Annotated in this window: 12 protein-coding genes; 6 read left to right on the forward strand and 6 right to left on the reverse strand. The window is 52.2% G+C overall.

What is annotated here, in order from left to right; translation table 11 throughout:
- Positions 1–10 precede the first annotated feature (10 nt).
- The 5 genes from ACDI13_RS12410 (at position 11) to ACDI13_RS12430 (ending at position 7,599) form a co-directional block, all read left to right on the forward strand.
- Positions 11–1,438, forward strand: a complete 1,428-nt coding sequence (locus ACDI13_RS12410) for an ATP-binding protein (RefSeq protein ID WP_316990158.1) — start codon at positions 11–13, stop codon at positions 1,436–1,438.
- Positions 1,435–4,095: a Z1 domain-containing protein gene (locus ACDI13_RS12415; protein ID WP_316990157.1), complete on the forward strand. Its 2,661-nt coding sequence runs from the start codon at positions 1,435–1,437 to the stop codon at positions 4,093–4,095. The genes ACDI13_RS12410 and ACDI13_RS12415 overlap by 4 nt, the downstream gene beginning before the upstream one ends.
- The gene (locus ACDI13_RS12420) at positions 4,088–5,053 is read left to right on the forward strand and encodes a PD-(D/E)XK motif protein (RefSeq protein ID WP_316990156.1); all 966 of its coding nucleotides are present in this window, start codon (positions 4,088–4,090) and stop codon (positions 5,051–5,053) included. The genes ACDI13_RS12415 and ACDI13_RS12420 overlap by 8 nt, the downstream gene beginning before the upstream one ends.
- Positions 5,050–7,125, forward strand: coding sequence for an AIPR family protein (locus ACDI13_RS12425; protein ID WP_316990155.1), 2,076 nt, complete (start codon positions 5,050–5,052; stop codon positions 7,123–7,125). The genes ACDI13_RS12420 and ACDI13_RS12425 overlap by 4 nt, the downstream gene beginning before the upstream one ends.
- A gap of 138 nt (positions 7,126–7,263) precedes the next feature.
- Positions 7,264–7,599, forward strand: coding sequence for a hypothetical protein (locus tag ACDI13_RS12430; protein ID WP_372372470.1), 336 nt, complete (start codon positions 7,264–7,266; stop codon positions 7,597–7,599).
- Positions 7,600–7,629: 30 nt separating this feature from the next.
- Here the strand turns inward: ACDI13_RS12430 and ACDI13_RS12435 are convergent, their stop codons facing one another.
- The gene (locus ACDI13_RS12435) at positions 7,630–9,813 is read right to left on the reverse strand and encodes a DNA/RNA helicase domain-containing protein (protein WP_316990153.1); all 2,184 of its coding nucleotides are present in this window, start codon (positions 9,811–9,813) and stop codon (positions 7,630–7,632) included.
- Positions 9,814–10,102: 289 nt separating this feature from the next.
- Between ACDI13_RS12435 and chrA the strand changes: the two genes are divergently transcribed.
- Entirely contained in the window at positions 10,103–11,332 is a 1,230-nt protein-coding gene (gene chrA / locus ACDI13_RS12440) for a chromate efflux transporter (RefSeq protein ID WP_372372471.1), read from the forward strand.
- A 122-nt stretch (positions 11,333–11,454) separates the two neighbouring features.
- Here chrA and ACDI13_RS12445 read toward each other — a convergent pair whose 3' ends face one another.
- The 5 genes from ACDI13_RS12445 to ACDI13_RS12465 form a co-directional block, all read right to left on the reverse strand.
- Positions 11,455–12,192, reverse strand: coding sequence for a DUF3726 domain-containing protein (locus ACDI13_RS12445; protein ID WP_316990152.1), 738 nt, complete (start codon positions 12,190–12,192; stop codon positions 11,455–11,457).
- Positions 12,192–13,925 (reverse strand): hypothetical protein, encoded by a 1,734-nt coding sequence (locus tag ACDI13_RS12450; RefSeq protein WP_316990151.1) that lies wholly within the window; start codon positions 13,923–13,925, stop codon positions 12,192–12,194. Before ACDI13_RS12450 ends, ACDI13_RS12445 begins: the two co-directional genes overlap by 1 nt.
- Before the next feature lie 224 nt (positions 13,926–14,149).
- Complete coding sequence (locus ACDI13_RS12455; protein WP_316990150.1) at positions 14,150–14,530, reverse strand: RidA family protein; 381 nt, start codon at positions 14,528–14,530, stop codon at positions 14,150–14,152.
- Between the two features lie 44 nt (positions 14,531–14,574).
- Positions 14,575–16,140 (reverse strand): BCCT family transporter, encoded by a 1,566-nt coding sequence (locus ACDI13_RS12460; protein WP_316990149.1) that lies wholly within the window; start codon positions 16,138–16,140, stop codon positions 14,575–14,577.
- 104 nt (positions 16,141–16,244) lie between these two features.
- Positions 16,245–17,243 carry a dipeptidase gene (locus tag ACDI13_RS12465; protein ID WP_316990148.1) on the reverse strand — a complete coding sequence of 333 codons (999 nt, stop codon included), beginning with the start codon at positions 17,241–17,243 and terminating at the stop codon, positions 16,245–16,247.
- Positions 17,244–17,259: the final 16 nt, after the last annotated feature.

Consider the following 17,259-nt stretch of genomic DNA (forward strand, 5'->3'; position numbering starts at 1 on the left):
TTCGGCATCGATGAGAGATCTTGGTTATTCACTTGAAACAGCTATCGCGGATCTGATAGACAACAGCATTTCCGCAGGCGCGGATGCGATCGATATCGTCTGCGATGTTTCGGGCGAACATCCTGTGCTTGTCATTCTCGACAATGGCAGAGGCATGGACGAGGTGGAGCTGCGGGCTGCAATGCGTCATGGAACCGGAAACCCACGACAGCAGCGTTCTCCACAGGATCTCGGGCGCTTCGGCCTTGGACTGAAGACTGCATCGTTCTCCCAGTGTCGATCCCTCACGGTTGTGAGCAAGAGGGATGGCAAGGTTTGCGGTGCCGAATGGGACCTGGATCGTATCGATGCAGCGGACGACTGGGTTCTGAGCATTCTCGATGAAGCTGACGTCCGTGCGCTGCCACACACCGAACGCCTGGGCAGCCGAGGCACTGCCGTCATCTGGCAGAGGCTCGACCGGTTGATGGAAGATGAAGCTGGAGATCACAGCCAGGAAATCGTCAACGAGAAGCTTGAGGTGGTAGGGAGGCATCTATCCCTCGTTTTTCACCGTTTTCTTTCCGGTGAGGTCAAGGGAAACTCCAGAATCTCGATTTCCATCAATGGTCATCCTGTTGCCACGTTCGACCCTTTCTGCAGGAAAAATCCTGCCACTCAGATGCTCCCGGAGGAGATAGTCCGGGTTGGTGATGCCGAAGTGCGTCTGCAGCCTTATGTGTTGCCTCATCACAGTCGGCTTTCCGCGTCCGAGTATGACTTCTACCAGGATCGCAGTGACTTCATCTCGAATCAGGGGGGCTACGTCTACCGGAACGGCCGACTGATGGCATGGGGAGACTGGTTCCGACTGGTGCCGAAAGGGGAAGCGACCAAGCTGGCCCGTGTGCAGATTGACTTTCCCAACAGCCTGGATGAGGCTTGGACAATCGACATCAAGAAATCACGTGCACGCCCACCGCATATGGTTCGTGAGCGCTTGCGTCAGATCATCAGCCAGATCACGGGCCGTAGCGTGAAGGTACATCGGGGACGTGGGCAGAAACTGTTTCAGGAAACCCAGGCCCCGCTCTGGGAACGCTATGCCGATCATGATGGCATTCGGTTCGCAATCAATGCCCAGCATCCAATCATTGCTTCCCTGGCAGACAAGCTTCCTCCAGAGGATGCAGAGCTGCTTCGCGTGCTGCTTGAATCAGTTGCGGGCTCCCTGCCTGTCGAAATGATCTATTCGGACTATTCGACGCACCCGCGTGAGATCAATCAGAGATCGGCGGATGAAAGTCAAGTCATGGAGAGGCTGAGGGGTCTGCGTCAGGCCCTTTACGGGACAGGCCCCGGGGATGCCAAGGCATTTCTTCAGGTCGTCAGATCCACACATCTTTTTGACGGCCAGACAGACCTGATCGATAAATACATAAGTGAGGAGTTTGCATGAGCATGACGGCTGTCACTCAGGAGCGGAATATCTCCAATGCACTGATTTCAGGCTTGGCCAACATGCCGGAAACGCCGACGCGCGAGCAGGTGGAGGAGAAGGCAAAACAGATTGCCGTGATATTCGGATATGAGGGAGATCTGCGCAACATTGTTGCCGAAGCCATGGAGTCTGTTGTGACTCGCATGGGAGCGGGAGTTTCACTTGTTGACGTCGATGCAAAGCACGATGACCAATGGGTTCACAAGCGAGAGGATGTTGACTGGACATACGCCAGGGCGTACGAGGAATTCCTTCGCAACGAGGGCTGGCCTCCGCAAATGGTCCAGTCGCTGAGCGATGTAACCACACGCATTCTGGGGCATCTTCAGGACCCGCTGAGCGAAGGAACGAGCTGGAATCGACGTGGCCTTGTTATTGGTCATGTGCAGTCTGGAAAGACGGCCAACTACACTGGTCTGATAGCTCGTGCCGCCGATGCGGGGTATAAGTTCATTGTCGTCATCGCAGGCATTCACAACAACCTTCGCAGACAGACACAGCAGCGAATTGACGAGGCTTTCATCGGTCGATCGAGTGATCCAGAGGATCGCCGCAACATTGGTGTCGGTCTCACGCCGGGCTATCCACATCCGGCCACCCTTACCAACATCAACGGCGACTTCAATAAGAATACTGCAGCCAAGAGTGGCTGGAAGATCAACGATTTCAGCAAGCCGATCATTCTGATCATCAAGAAAAACGTCACGACGCTCACTGCATTGCACAAGTGGCTGAAGGCGCTCAACGCCGGAGGTGGAGATCGCATCTCCGATGTTCCCATGCTGTTGATTGACGACGAGGCCGACAATGCCTCGATCAACACGAACAAGGAAGATCTGGATCCGACCAAGACGAATGCGATGATTCGTCGAATTCTTGGGCTTTTTGCGAAATCCTGCTATGTCGGATATACGGCAACGCCATTTGCCAATATATTCATCAATCCGGATGCCTATGGCGATGATGTCCGGGAAGAGCTTTTCCCTCGTGATTTCATCTATTGTCTGGATGCACCAACCACCTACTTTGGTGCGGAAAAGGTATTTCTCAACGAGGAAACCAGTGATTCGATCGTCAGACCGATTGATGATTGTGAGAATTTTATTCCCTATTCCCACAAGAGGGATGATTCCACTCATGAATTGCCGCCTAGTCTCTATCGCGCATTGGACGAATTCATCGTCGCCCGGGCCATCCGGAACCTGCGCGGTCAAGCAGGGAAGCATTGCTCGATGATGGTTAACGTCTCGCGATTCGTGCCCGTACAGAGGGCCGTTCGTGACTTCCTGAGTCTCAGGGAGAAGAAGATCAGGGAAGCGGTTCTCGCCAACTACGCGATGCCGGAAGATGTTTCATCAAGAAATATTTACATGCAGGGGCTGAAACAAGCATTCGATGACGAATATGCCGACGCGGGAAGCACGTGGGCGGAGGTCAAGTCGGCTCTCCATGACGTTTTCGAGCATCTTCATCTTTTCGTCATCAATAGCAAGAGTGACGAAGTGCTCGACTACACCCGGTACGAGAAGGAAGGCGTCGGGCTGACGGCGGTAGCGGTCGGCGGTCTTAGCCTTTCACGAGGCTTGACCATAGAGGGATTGACCATCAGCTACATGTACCGCAACACGAAGATGTACGACACCCTCATGCAGATGGGACGCTGGTTCGGCTACCGACCAGGCTTCGAGGATCTGTGCCGCGTGCATCTTTCCCGAGACTCCATAAACTGGTATTCACATATCGCTGGTGCCGCCGAAGAGCTGGTGCAGCAGGTCAAACGCATGCGACGCGATCGCCTCAGTCCGAAGGATTTTGGTTTTTACGTTCGTGCGCATCCAGACAGTCTGCTGATCACGGCGGTGAACAAGATGCGTTCTGGCAAGAAGGAAACGGTTGAACAAAGTTTCAGTGGGCGACTTCGCGAGAGCTACATTGTGTCCACAGATTCCGAAGTGAATGCTAGAAATTTTTCGCTGATCACAGATCATTGGAAAAATGGTTTTGGTGGACGACCTCAGGAGCTGACCGAGAAGGGTTTCGTCTTTAAGGACGTGCCGGTTCAGGTGATCGAAGACTTCCTCATTCAGTTTGAATGTCATTCGAACTTTGCGGGGCAGAAGTCCGATGTGGTGAGCTATCTTGAAAGAATAGCGGCAAAACGCCCTTGGGCCGATGTTTTGTTGATATCACCTTCAGCGGGCTCGGGTGGCGATGCTCCTTTCACACTGCGGAATCAGGTGCGAGTTGTTGGGAAGGATCAACCTGCGGGCTCTTCCTGGCGTCTGAACAAAGACAGGGTTGCTTCGCGTGGTGACGAGAAACTGGGGCTCAGTGATCCACAGCGCGAGAAGGCAAAAATTCTTGCCGAAGGGAAAGACGGCCTGGGAGCCGTCTCTGATACCCATTACCGTGAGGTTCGCGAGAAACCTCTCCTCATGATTCACAGCCTGGAACCCAAGGGGGATTCTGTGGCAGGTCCGATTGCCGCTTTCGGCATCAGTTTCCCTTTCGGAGACTATTTGACGACCATCAATGTCGTCGTTAACAAGGTCTGGCTCAAGCAGATGCAAGGCTATGTCGATGACCCTGACGATGAGGAGGACTACGATGCCTGAGTCTTCACCGTGGGATGCAATCACCATTCCAGGAGCGGACTTCAATGTCCGTCAGGTTGCTGTGAAAACTGCAGTTCCCTGCTTCTGGGGACGTGATGCTAATGGTTCTTGCCTGTTCATCGTTGAGCTTCAGGGGGATCATGCGGTCCAGTATCGTAAGAACGCGGTCACAGTCAACGGTGTCGATGTCGATCTTCGCGCCGGCGACAGCGGGCGGCAACGTCTGATCCTTGCGCTTGAAAGGGAGGTTGATCGCGATCTCTTCGAGGGGCTGTGTCGCAGCCTTGCACTCGTGCTGGAGAACGCCACTGATTCGGCCAGTTCCCTGGCAGTTTCGCTGCTGCATCTCCGCCGTTGGAAAACATTCCTTTCCGGCAGAAGCCAGCATCTTTCTGCTGAGGATGTTCGAGGTATCTTCGCCGAAATCGTATTTCTGATGGAGCTGATCAATCGGAAAATACCAAGCGAAGTTGCAGTCGAATCTTGGCTTGGCCCGGAACGATCGCATCAGGACTTCATCTTTGGCAAAACGGCGGTCGAGGTCAAATCACTGTCGGGTACTGAACGAAGCAGTATTAGAATTTCATCGGAAGATCAACTTGAATCGTTGAATGACCTGCTGTTCCTGCGTGTATACAGGATGAGCAGTCTGGCCGATTCTGCAGTAGCACGCTCGCTAAATGAAATCGTCTTTGAGGTTCAGCTGTTGCTTGATGAGGCGGACGCTGTCGAAGCCTTCGACAGGAAGCTTGTGGCTCGCGGCTACGCACCGCTCCCTGAGTACGATCAACCACGCTTCGTTGTTAGTGAAACACTCACTTATTGCGTCAGTGAAGAATTTCCTCGCCTTGTGCGCTCGAAACTTCAGGCTGGGATCGCCAACGTCGCCTACGACATCAGGCTGGAAGCGATTTCCTCGCATCAGTGTGATGAGGCCGTGATCTTTGGAGGGGAATGATGGAACAGACCACCGAGGAATTCTTCCATGACTTTCGACAGGAATTGCTGGCTGAAGCTGAGGTTTGTGGGTTTCAGCTCGATGCATTCATGGAAACAGTTGCTGCTGAACTTGTCGAAACAGGATTCACCGAGGGATTCGAGCTGTGTCACTATCGTCCGCCACAGGGTGGCATACGTGTGGATGGATACTGGTTCAATGACGAGGGGAACCTCGATCTTTTTGTCGCTGATTTCGATGCCCGTGCCGAGCTGGCTTCCCTGACGAAGACGGAACTTGAAGCGACATTCAAACGTCTGTCCAAGTTTTTCGAGGCAAGTATCGACAGGGATCTTGCGGTTGACCTTGAGGTCACTTCGCCTGGGTACGGTCTAGCCAAACAGATTGCCGACCGCAGGGGCGGCATCAGTTCACTTAACCTGATTCTTCTCTCCGAACGCACGCTCAGCGGGACAGTGCAGAGCCTTCCTGAAGGGGACGTTGCCGGTGTTCCCGCCAGCTATCACGTATGGGATATCTCGCGACTTCATCGTCAGCGCAGCTCACGAAGTCACAAGGAGCCGCTTGATCTGGACTTCGTGGAGATGTTCGGCAAGGGCATCGCCAGCCTTCCGGCTCATCTGGGAGCTGATGCCTATCAGTCCTTCCTCATGGTCATGCCTGCAGATTTTCTTGCAACCCTTTACGGAAAATTCGGGGCGCGCCTGCTTGAGCAGAACGTCCGCACGTTCCTGCAGGCTCGTGGCAGCGTGAACAAGGGAATCCGAGCAACCATCCTGAATGAGCCGGAGATGTTCTTGGCCTATAACAACGGGGTTACGGCCACTGCACAGCGCGTCGAGACCGAAACAACGGACTCTGGTCTGGTGATCACGAAGGTTGTCGACCTTCAGATCGTCAATGGTGGGCAGACCACGGCATCACTGTTCCATACGCGGAAACGGGACAAAGCGGATTTGTCCCGAATATTCGTCCAGATGAAGCTCTCTGTCATCGACAGTCAGCAGAGCGAGATGGTCGTGCCGAAGATCTCGGAATACGCCAATACTCAGAACAGGGTGAATGCTGCCGACTTCTTCTCGAATCATCCGTTCCATGTTCGGATGGAAGACTTCTCACGGCGCATCTGGGCCCCAGCACAGAAAGGAGCCACCCGCGAGACGCGCTGGTTTTATGAGCGTGCACGTGGTCAGTATGCCGATGCGCAGTCGAAGCTCAGGCCGGCAGAACAGCGTCGCTTCAAGGCCGAATATCCAAAGCCACAGATGTTCACAAAGACAGACCTCGCAAAATTCGAGAATGTCTGGGATGAGCACCCTCGCTGGGTCAACCTTGGTTCGCAGAAGAACTTCGCGCAGTATGCCAAGCGCATCGGAAGCGAGTGGGAAAAATCTTCCGATACCTTTAACGAGCTCTACTTCAAGAGGGCTGTCGCTCGTGGAATGGTTTTCCGCGCCACAGAGCGCATTGTTTCCGCGCAGGCTTGGTACAACGGCGGATATCGAGCCAACATTGTGGCTTATACGCTTGCCGTGCTTGCTGAGATCGCAAGGTGCAGGAACGGGGCGATCGATTTTTTGGCGATCTGGAATGCTCAGAAGGTGGATCCAATTCTGGAGGCCGCGATTGCTTCTGCTGCATCCGTGGTGAATGAGGACATCATCGACCCGCCCCCTGGCATTTCGAATATAGGTGAGTGGTGCAAGCGGGAGGGATGCTGGACACGTATTCAGGCCAAATCCAACGTCATCGCTGCGCGTCTGGACTCTGGGTTCTTTGATCAATTGGTATCGCTCGATGAGCAAGTGGAGACCGAGCGAAGTGCGAGGAAGACACAGAAGATCGACGACGGGATCGAAGCTCAGAAGAAAGTATTGGCGGTTCCGTCTGTTGATTGGATTCGCCTGAACAGGACACTTCTGGAGAAAGGAGTTCTCACGCCAAAGGAAATGGGTGTACTCAAGATCGCAATGCAGATTCCTTTGAAAATTCCAACCGAAAAGCAATGCGCTGTGCTGCTGGAAATCATCGAGAAGGGGCGTCTGGAGGGCGTGATCCTGAAGGATACGTAGTCTTGAAAATAACGTAACGTATCAGCATGTCGTATTGCCTCGCTTCTTTCCTTTCCATGATTGATCCAATGTTGGCTATATGGGGAAAGTGAGTACAACATACCTTTTGTTCGGCCGGAGCCCGTGCCGTGGTGCTGGTTGAAGTTATCTGTGAAGGACTTGCCCATGGTTCAGGCGCGTAAGCGTTATATGGCCCATGTGCATGGGGTAGGCTTCCGAATTATTGGTGAGACCTTTGCGGCACTTCCCGTTGCTCAGCGCATCACGCTATCGGGTTTTTCTCAGCGCCATGACCCGGCTACTGGGCAGTTGCGTGATGATTATTTGTACTCTGTGAATGTGGATCGTGCTCAATGGTCTGAGCTCAATTTCCAGGCTCTTGAGATGATTGACGTGGTGGAGGCACTGGCTCAGTTTGATCTTCGGCGCAATATGAGCAGGACAGGTGTGTTCAAGGCCATTGAACCTTTTTGATGGTGGCCTTATGAGGGTGGATGCTGCTGGTCAGAGCAGCATCACGAACTCCCCCACCACCCGATAGCGATAGGCGTTATCGGCATTTAGCTCGATGACTTCATAGCTCGGGTCGCTGGAGCGGGGTTTCAAGAAAATCCTTTTATGTTCCCAGCCGTCCTCAGTATGGGTTTTGGTGCTTTCATATTCTTTGACGGTGAATCGTGTGCCTTCATCGCCGTCTTGGGGCGACAGGCATTCCACCAGGACGATCTTGCCGTTGCGGCTGCCGCCCGAATCTTGGCGGAACAGGCAAATGGAAGCATTCGGGATGATCATGTTCATGGACTCACCGACAACCTGGCAGGCGAACATGTCTTTTTTGGGTTCTACATTCTGTGGCACGCCAACCCATTGTGTTTGTTCTACGTGCTGTTGCTCGCTGAAGCTGCCTGCTGCGGCTTGCAGATCATAGAGAGGGACGGCATTTACCCACGGCACGAGTGTTGGTGCTGGTGGCAGTTCTTGGGGCTGGGTGGGACGGTAGCTGGGAATATGTTTTTTCAGGTATTCGCGCAGCGCCGGGTCGCAGGCATACACGTAGGTGCCTTTGATCCCACGAAGCATGATTGTGTTGTAGATATTGAGGATGTACTGCTTCAGCTCAGTTGCCGTTTTTTTGGAGTGTTTGCCATTACGATCCAGGTAGTTGTTTTCGTCGATGACAATTTCGTTGGTGGCACTGTTGTAGCTGATCTCTTTCCCAAAGATAACGCCGGTGTAATTCAGGTCGTAGCCTTGGGTTGTGTGAATGCAGCCGACCTCATTTTCTGTGCCGATTGTGTTGATCCAGTCTGTATTGGTTCGGTTCCAGCGCAGTTTTACGGTGTCTATTTCGATGTCGTGAAGCTTGGGGTTTTTCTTGGAGTCCCATGGCCAGGCGTAGCCAGCCACTAGTCGAGCCAAGCCATATTGCTGGTTCTTGTGCTCAATTTCCCTGACTAAGTCAGCTGCGTTGTCAAAGAACAAAAACTCATATTTCCCGGTTCGCAGTTGCTCGTTTTCTGAGAGCTGGATATGAAGAAGTCGGTCAATAAAGTCCACATAGTCTTGGCCTGCCTGGACGCGGTATTGTGAGGTCAAGGTCATGACCTTCGACTGTTCTGATTGCTTTATTTTTTGGAAGTCCGCCGCATTCGCATCCGATGGCCTGATCGATTGATTAGGGTCGTAGAAGAAAACCGCTTTTTTTGCCTGTTGCGTTACCCAATCCACCTCGCTGCATGTGTGTTTGTCCAAACCCAAGGCGGCGCATGCCTGGTCGAAATGTTTATAGTAGGATCCAAGGTTTACACGTTGGCGTAGTCGGTGTGACTCATCGACCAAGACGATGTCGTAGTCCTTCTGGGCCAGCTTAGATGGGTTGATCACCATATCAGGATGCAAGCCAGCCACGTTCTTGAAAGCGCGTTTTAACGTGGTCCGAAATGAGGCCATGGGAACCACGAGGGCCATGCGGGGATTGGGGTAACGTTGTTTGAACTGAGTCAGCAGTGTGCGGAGCTCGTTTTCTTCTTCCGAGAACTCCTGAAGATTCAGTTCTGCTTCGTCGGTGTGAATCAGTTTGAACAGGAAGATTGCCAGAACAGATTTTCCTGTGCCTGCACCACCTTGAACCAGCAAGTGGCGAACGTTGCCATCAAGCAAAGCGCGCAGGATTTCAATCAGGCTCTGGCGTTGATCGAATGACAAGGCTTTGTAGGGCGAGTATTTGAAAACATCAGAGTTATCAATCGACTCCAGCGAGTGTTTGGCGATTCCCTGGCCTCGTAGCTTGTCCCAGACCTCCCGGAAGATTTGACTGTAGACCTCATCTTTTTGATAGTAGTTGTGATCGGTCAGACCAAGATTTCCGTTGAGCAGCTCGAAGCATCCATCAGCCGCCATATATTTAATCAGAGTGGACTCGATATCAAGCGTAGCGGATTTGTTGAAATGTGAACTGCTGATCAAATGAGCGGTGTTGAGCAGTTTTTTATGCTCGTGTAGCAGGTGGGTGTTCAGGCGGTTTAGCGCACTGGTCGTTTCTCCGACATAGGCGCGTCGTTTGGCCTTGTGGCTGAGGATGTAAACCAAGGGCCAGTTCCCAGCAGCATAAGCATTGGATCTTATCTCCGCCAAAGCAAGGTTTGAAAACAGGTATTGGTTTACTTCTACACGATGTGGCTGACTCATGGCGCTGGATGAATGATCTCTATTTTTCTTGGTAGGTTTTGCTCGGTTTCTGTCCGTTTGACATGGCTGGTAAATCATAGCCTATTGGGATGAGCTGGTTTTGAGACCTTTTCTGTTTAAGTCGGGCAGGCCGATGTGGATGCCAGGGCGTGTCATGGTTTCAGATACGTGGATCAGGATGGTGCTAACTCTAACTGCCAGCAACCTCGCATAGCTATAACAAAAGACAAGTAGACTCAGGCGCAGCGTGTCAGTGCATTTGACGACTTTCGGGGGAGTGCTAACAGCGATGAATGGTTCTAGGAATACGCCTTTAGCGCAGCAGGTGGCGATGCAGCAGGGCAAGCCTCTGGAGGTTTTTTGGGCCTTCCTGAAATTGGGCTTGAGCTCATTTGGTGGGCCGATCGCGCATCTGGGGTATTTCCGTGCGGAGTTTGTGGAGCGTCGTCGCTGGCTGGATGATCGCAGCTATTCGGATTTGGTCGCCTTGTGTCAGTTCTTGCCGGGGCCGGCCAGCAGTCAGGTGGGGATGGCGATTGGCTTGGGGCGTGCGGGCTGGTTGGGTTTACTGGCTGCCTGGATGGGCTTTACCTTGCCTTCGGCGATGGCGTTGATTCTGTTTGCCTTGAGTGTGGCCGGGTTTCAGGGGGTTGCCGAGTCTGCTTGGGTGCATGGTCTCAAGATCGTGGCTGTTGCGATTGTGGCGCAGGCGGTGCTGGGGATGGCTCGCTCTTTATGTCCTGATCGCGCCAGAGCAGCCTTGGCGATTCTGGCGGCGTTGTTGAGCCTTTTGCTGCCTTCTGCGTTCGGGCAGGTTGTCGCTATTGCGATTACGGGTCTGCTGGCTTGGTGGAGGCTGGATGCAATTCAGGCAGGTGCTGAGCAGGCCCATGCGTATCCGGTGTCGCGCAAGGTGGGGATAGCGGCTTTGCTGCTGTTTGCGGGCTTGTTGCTTGCTTTGCCGGTGTGGGCTGTGGCGACGGGTTCGTCTACGGCGCAGTTGCTGGAAGGGGTGTATCGCTCCGGGGCCTTGGTGTTTGGGGGCGGGCATGTGGTGTTGCCTTTGTTGCAGGCCTCGGTGGTGCCCAGCGGTGTGCTCAGCAATGCGGATTTGATAGTGGGTTACGGTGCCGCTCAAGCGGTTCCGGGGCCCTTGTTTACCTTTGCGGCGTATATCGGGGCGATGGCTCAAGGGCCCTTGCACGGATGGCTGGGAGGGTTGGTTTTACTGGTGGTGATTTTTATACCGGCGGTCTTGATTTTGATTGGCGTCCTGCCTTTTTGGCAGGGCTTGCGGCATAGGGCAGGGATGCGGACGGCGATGGCCGGTGTGAATGCAGGGGTGGTCGGCATTCTTGGGGTGGCTCTGTATGACCCGGTGTGGACCAGTGCCATCCACAGTCGGGCGGATTTTGCGCTGGCTTTGCTTTTGTTTGGTTTGCTGACCGTAGGGCGGGTGCCCCCTGTTGTGGTGGTGCTTTTGGCGGGGTTAGGGGCATGGGGGATGTCTGTCGTTTGACGAGAAGTGCGTGGCAGACCCCCATTTACTGGTGATGTGCCGAATGGCCCCCTTGAAACGCTCGTCGAGCAAGGTTGAGGGGAGCGTTGTGAAGGGGCCGTGGTTCGTCGTTTGGGCCGCACTTAACGCCCGCCAGCGCCTTGTCTAGATCGCTCACTACTTTCGACCAAAACGCCTTCGCCTATTTTGTTGATATGAGCCCAGAGTTGCTCACTAATTTCTATTCCGCAATCCACGGTTTGCTCTTTGTTCAATTCCACCTGCTTCGCACTAATGTGATGTGCGTTGAGATGTTGTAACGAGGATGTCAGATCTACTCTGGAGCTGCAAATAATGGTGAGCGCCTGTTTATCCTCATCCTTAACTTTTTGGCTTGTTTGCGCCACGCTATAACTAGGGTATCTCGCCCCGGCCTTGATGGCTGCCGTATGTTCGATGAGTGTCTGGCTACCATTTTGCCAATAAGCAGCAACACTAATACCGCGACGACCACAATCCGTTAGGGCTTTGAGAATAAACATACGGTTATGGCAATTGTGTACCGTCACCGTCGCAACGCCTTGTGCCAAAGCTTTGGCATGTGCCAAGTCAACAGAAGCAGCGATACAGTTAAGCGCACTGCGTCCATGGCTGTCGATGATCGCCGAAGTACTATCCTCATAAATCACGGTGCTCAATGGCCTGGCGTTATCTTGATCAATGTATGGCAGGGCACGCGTCAATTCTTCCAATCCGTTTAAGCCGTGCTTTTCTAACCAAAGAATCATGTTGGCGGCGTCTTCATAGTTACCTACAAAATAGCCAGTCGCTTCAAAACAGCGACGTAACACCGTTTTTAATTCCGTCATGGAGACATGCATTATGTGTTCTCCTCTAACGGCACGCGTTGCTCAGGAGCGAGGGGCATGAACCAGTCGTCATTAAATGTTTTTCCTATATCTTCTAGTAATGGCGCTCCTTGAAACATTGTGTTTCGCACCCACAGTTTTGAGCGTGGATCAAATTTACCGACACCAAAGAAGGCCAATTTCGCACGCAGTAAATGCATAGGCAAAATGTCACGATCCAGTAAATTGGCCTGTATATCACCATAGATACAACGACTCATGCTTTGTATACGGCGCACAATGCCGCGTAACTTGGGCTTGGCGACCATGAATCGGGCCGTTACGTGGTCGGGGTGTTTGACAATGTACTCAAGTAATTGGTCATAACAGCGACGCACCGCATAGGCCACGCCCAATGCCATTTCCTTATCTTTTCCCTGTTCTTCCTTAACATCGCCTAGCCTAGGCTCCATTTTTTCTTCCGAGCGATACCAGAATGTGTCTTTTGCTCCTTCCGCGCTAAAGTCATAACGTAATGCCCAGCCGTAACGCTCTTCAATAAGCTGCTTGAGTTCTTGTAACGGCATGACCGGGTCAAGATCCAGGAATTCTTCCGCACAGTGATAAGCCTCTAGGTCATCGACCAGCTCTGGATAGAGCTCCAGCATGATTGACACGAGCATTTCCTGCCCTTGCAAAGAGCAGTTCACCTCACTCCAGCGCAAGATATCGTCCCAGCTAGAGAGCCCCTGCGCGATGTAAGCACTGATGGCAGCCAAATCCTTGAGCACTTGCTTGTTATTGTGTGTTTGCCACTCATCTTCAGTGACGGTTTCAGCGGTATGACGTGCACAGCGGTGTATGAGCTCCGGGAGTTGCTGCTGGATACGGGCATTAATGTTTCCCAGGACACGCACTCTGGCGAGCGCCAGTTCGCGCATTTCAATCCATTGATTGATCAGTCTTGGATGATTGATCAGATAGGGAGCCATGCCTAAACCGGTCGAGTTACCGATACCGAAGAAACGCTTCACTTCCGGTTGCAGGGGAGAGTACGTTGCGCGAGAGCGATGCTGAGCAATGTATTCAGCCTGAAACAGACTAAAATTGCGCAACATGAGACAGACGAACATTTCTGCTGCAAATGGGCGGGCAAAGTCCGCATGGCGAGTTGCTACTTTTTCCCAATCGGCCATACCTAGCTTGCCACTGCCATAAACTGCTGTGGTGCGGTATAAGTAGCCAACTTTGGCTATCTGCTTAACATCTGGCTGCGCCCCTTTTGCTAACTGTTCAACAACATAATCAAAATTACGCGCACTGCGATTGGCTCTGGATAGCACAAATACACGTGCATCAAGCCGCCCGGCCTCTTGCAACGGGACTTGTTGGCGTAAGGTTTCCAGATACTCGCCATTTACCTGTCCATCCACTAATGCCATGGTCAAGTCCCATTTCGTGGCAATAACGCGATCATTACGTTCTTCAGGGGATAAGTAATTGGAGAACAGGACAAAACTGTATATTTTATTTGGCGTCGTTACTTCGTAAATAACGCTGCCATAAGCCAGATCATCCAGCTCCAGGTGAACGAGTTCTATTTGCCAACGCTCACGCATGATGCGGCGTACCAAGGTTCGCATGAAACTCAAACGGCTTTGGTGTATTGAACCCAGCCGCTCCAAGTTCATAACCTGACTTGCTGGCCGAAGTGGTAGTGCATTTGCTCCTCGCAGAGCTGCGTGTATCGCAGCTGGCATGCTCATGATGCTTATCCTTATACTTGGTTCATTCTAGGGGTACAGCACAGACATAGACCATCTGTATTGAACCGCCTACATCATCGGTGAAAAGCTTGCCCTGATACCAATGAAAAGGCTCTATCAGGTAGTAAGCAAAACTTATCAATCCCATAGGCTATTTTTTCTATTGATCATGCGTTGCCTGGCAGAATCACCCGTCTGCAGCCAGCGCCAAGCGTTGCTGGCTTTCAGGGATTGGGTACCGCCGCATAAGCAATAATTTCGCAGAGCATTTCTTCACGAGCCAGGCCTGCAACAATGGCGGCGGCCCGGTTGGGGAAAGGGGGCGCAAAGTACTCAGCATAAATGCGATTAAATAGGGGCAGATGGCGACGGTCAGTGACATAGATGAGGACCTGGGTTACGTCGGCCATGCTGAGATCTGCAGCCTCAATCGTATGCTTGAGGTTTTCCATGGTTTGGCGCGCTTGCGCTTCGATACCGCCTTCTACTACGTGACCGTTGGCATTGATAGGAATTTGTGCGGTATAGAGCTGGTTGTTTGCAATAACCGCCCATTCAAATGGTGTTGTAGAAGTAAACAAATCGGTTTTAACGGCTTTTTTCATACTGTGTGTAGTAGGAGTGCCGTGGCACTCCTGGTTGATAACGGTTATAGACCTTGATCCTTGGCCATTTGGTGGGCAATCCGTGGAGCAATCCATAAGGAGGGCAACAGGATCAGGGAAACGGGTACCGCTGTGACGACAATAAAAGATTGAAGAGCCGAAATTCCCCCCGAGCCTATAGAGATCAGGAGCGCAGCCATGATGCCCATCATGACTCCCCAGAAAACACGTACGGACGCTTTGGGGTGGTCAGTTCCTGTCATCACCATAGAGACGGCATAGGTCATGGAGTCTCCAGTTGTAGCCACAAAGATTGCGGTGAGCACGAGAAACAGCACGGATATGAGAAAGCCCGCTGGTAACTGGTCGGTGATTGCCAAGAGGACGGCAGGCAGATCAAAGTGGGTAAAGGCGGAGGTTATGACCCCAGGGTTTTGCAGCTCAAAGGCCAGCCCACTGCCCCCTAAAATGGTGAACCAGAAGCAGGTGATCAATGGCGCAACAATGGAGATCAATAAGACCATTTCACGGATGGTGCGACCTTTGGAAATACGGGCAACAAACATTGCCATAAGCGGCGCATACCCTAAGAACCAGCCCCAGAAAAAAATAGTCCATGCATCCAGCCAGGCAGAGTTGGCCCGAAACGTTGCCATTGGCATAAATTGATTGATATAAATGCCCAAGCCTTGGAGATAGCCATCGATGATGAAGGCAGTGGGGCCGAAAAATAGTATAAAAACCATCAAGATAAGGGCCAGTAGTACATTGGCTCGGCTAAGCAGTTGTATGCCCTTGATGACTCCGCTGACGGCAGAGAGGGTGTAGATGGCAATCAGGCCACCAAGAATGATCAATTGGGTGGTGTAGTTATTTGAAATGCCAAATAGCGCATCGAGACCGTAGCTTACTTGCAGACCTAAAAAGCCTATTGGGCCAACGGTACCCGCTACAACAGCCAGTACACAGCAGGTATCAACGAGGGTACCTAAGGGGCCTGTCATCGCTTTGTCGCCAAAAATGGGATAGAGCAGAGTGCGAGGTTTTAGGGGTAGGCCTTTCTCATAATGCAGATACATAAAGATGATGCAGGTTAGGCTACCTAGGATGGCCCATGCCAGGAATCCCCAATGCATGAAACTTTGTGCCAAGGCATGGTAGGCAGCCTGGGGAGTGCCGGTTGCAGTATCAGAAAATACAGGTGGTATCGAGGTGAAATGTGCGATGGGCTCTGCAGCGGCCCAGAACACACCGCCACCTGCCAGCAGAGTACACATGACAACCGAGATCCATTGAAATGTAGACATTTCTGGGGTTTTGGTACCTCCCAAAACAACGGAACCGGTACGGCCAATTGCCAGAAATAGTCCAATGACAAAGGTCAGTAGCATCAGTACTTGCCAGTAAGCACCGAAATAGCGTGTCGATGCAGCAAATGCCGTATTGACCCAGCCAGATACCATTTTTATATCGTAGAGGGCCAGGACTAAGAACAGTACCAATACGCCACCACTGAGCAGGAGAACTGGTAAGTCTATGCCTGCGAGTGGTTTGGTGTTGCGCTGTTTTAGGGCTGCTTGTGCGGCAACTGTATGAGAGGTGTTACCCATTTATCGTCTCCTGAGGAATCGTTATATTTATTGTTAAGGCCACACCTGTAGCTGGAGTGTGTCTATGTGGTACACACGACCGCTACAGGCTTGGGCCTTGGGCACTATTGGGGTGTCAAGCCTTCATCCAAAAGGCGAAGCCAGTTTTGGCCCATGATCTTAGCGACGTCAGCATGACTAAACCCGCGCTGCAGAAGCCCTTGTGTGAGCTTTGGAAAGTCACGACTATCGTTAAACCAAGAGAGGGGGCGTGGCCAATTGGCGTTGGATTGGGAGCCTTCCCCATAATCCATTGTTTTGGACCAGCGACCATTTCGCATCCACTCTAATACTGAGAGGGGTTGTGCCTGGCATAAATCGGTTCCTATGCCGATATGATCAATACCCATGAGCTCTGCGGTGCTTTCAACCATGTCGCAGAAGTCGTCTAGGGTGCAATCCGACCCGTTTTTAAGGTGGAACGGATACAAGCTAAAGCCCAGTAGTCCACCAGAGGCGCCAAGTGCCTTGAGTACCGTATCGGATTTATTGCGTTTGGCCTTGTGAAAACTTAAAGGGTTGGCATGAGAGATGACAATGGGACGTTCTGAGATCTCAATGGCATCCAGCGTGCTGCGCTCCCCGCTATGGCTCATGTCGACAATCATGCCGACTCTATTCATTTCTTTGATGGCTTGACGCCCAAAGCGAGTGACACCGCTGTCCGTCGCTTCATAGCAACCACTGGCGAGCAGGCTTTGGTTGTTGTAGGTAAGTTGCATGATCATCAGGTGAAGCTCACGCATGACTGGAATCATGCCCACATCATCTTCTATCGGGGAACAGTTTTGGGCACCAAACATAATGCCAACTTTCCCTAACGATTTGGCGCGATGAATATCATTGGTGCTTTTAATGGGCATGATTAAATCGCTGTGTAATTCAAAGTGGCGATTCCACTCAGCGATACGCAGTAAGGTTTCCCGGATCTGCTCATGGTAGACAATGGTGGCGTGTACCATGGTGACGCCGCCATGATGGAGTTGCTCGAAGATCGTTCGGTTCCAGTTGGAGTACTGAAGCCCATCAATAATGATCATTTCGTTGTGTAGTGTGTTGTGCATAGCATGACCTATTGTT

This window comes from Alcaligenes faecalis (assembly GCF_041521385.1).
Classification (GTDB): Bacteria; Pseudomonadota; Gammaproteobacteria; order Burkholderiales; family Burkholderiaceae_B; genus Alcaligenes; species Alcaligenes faecalis_E.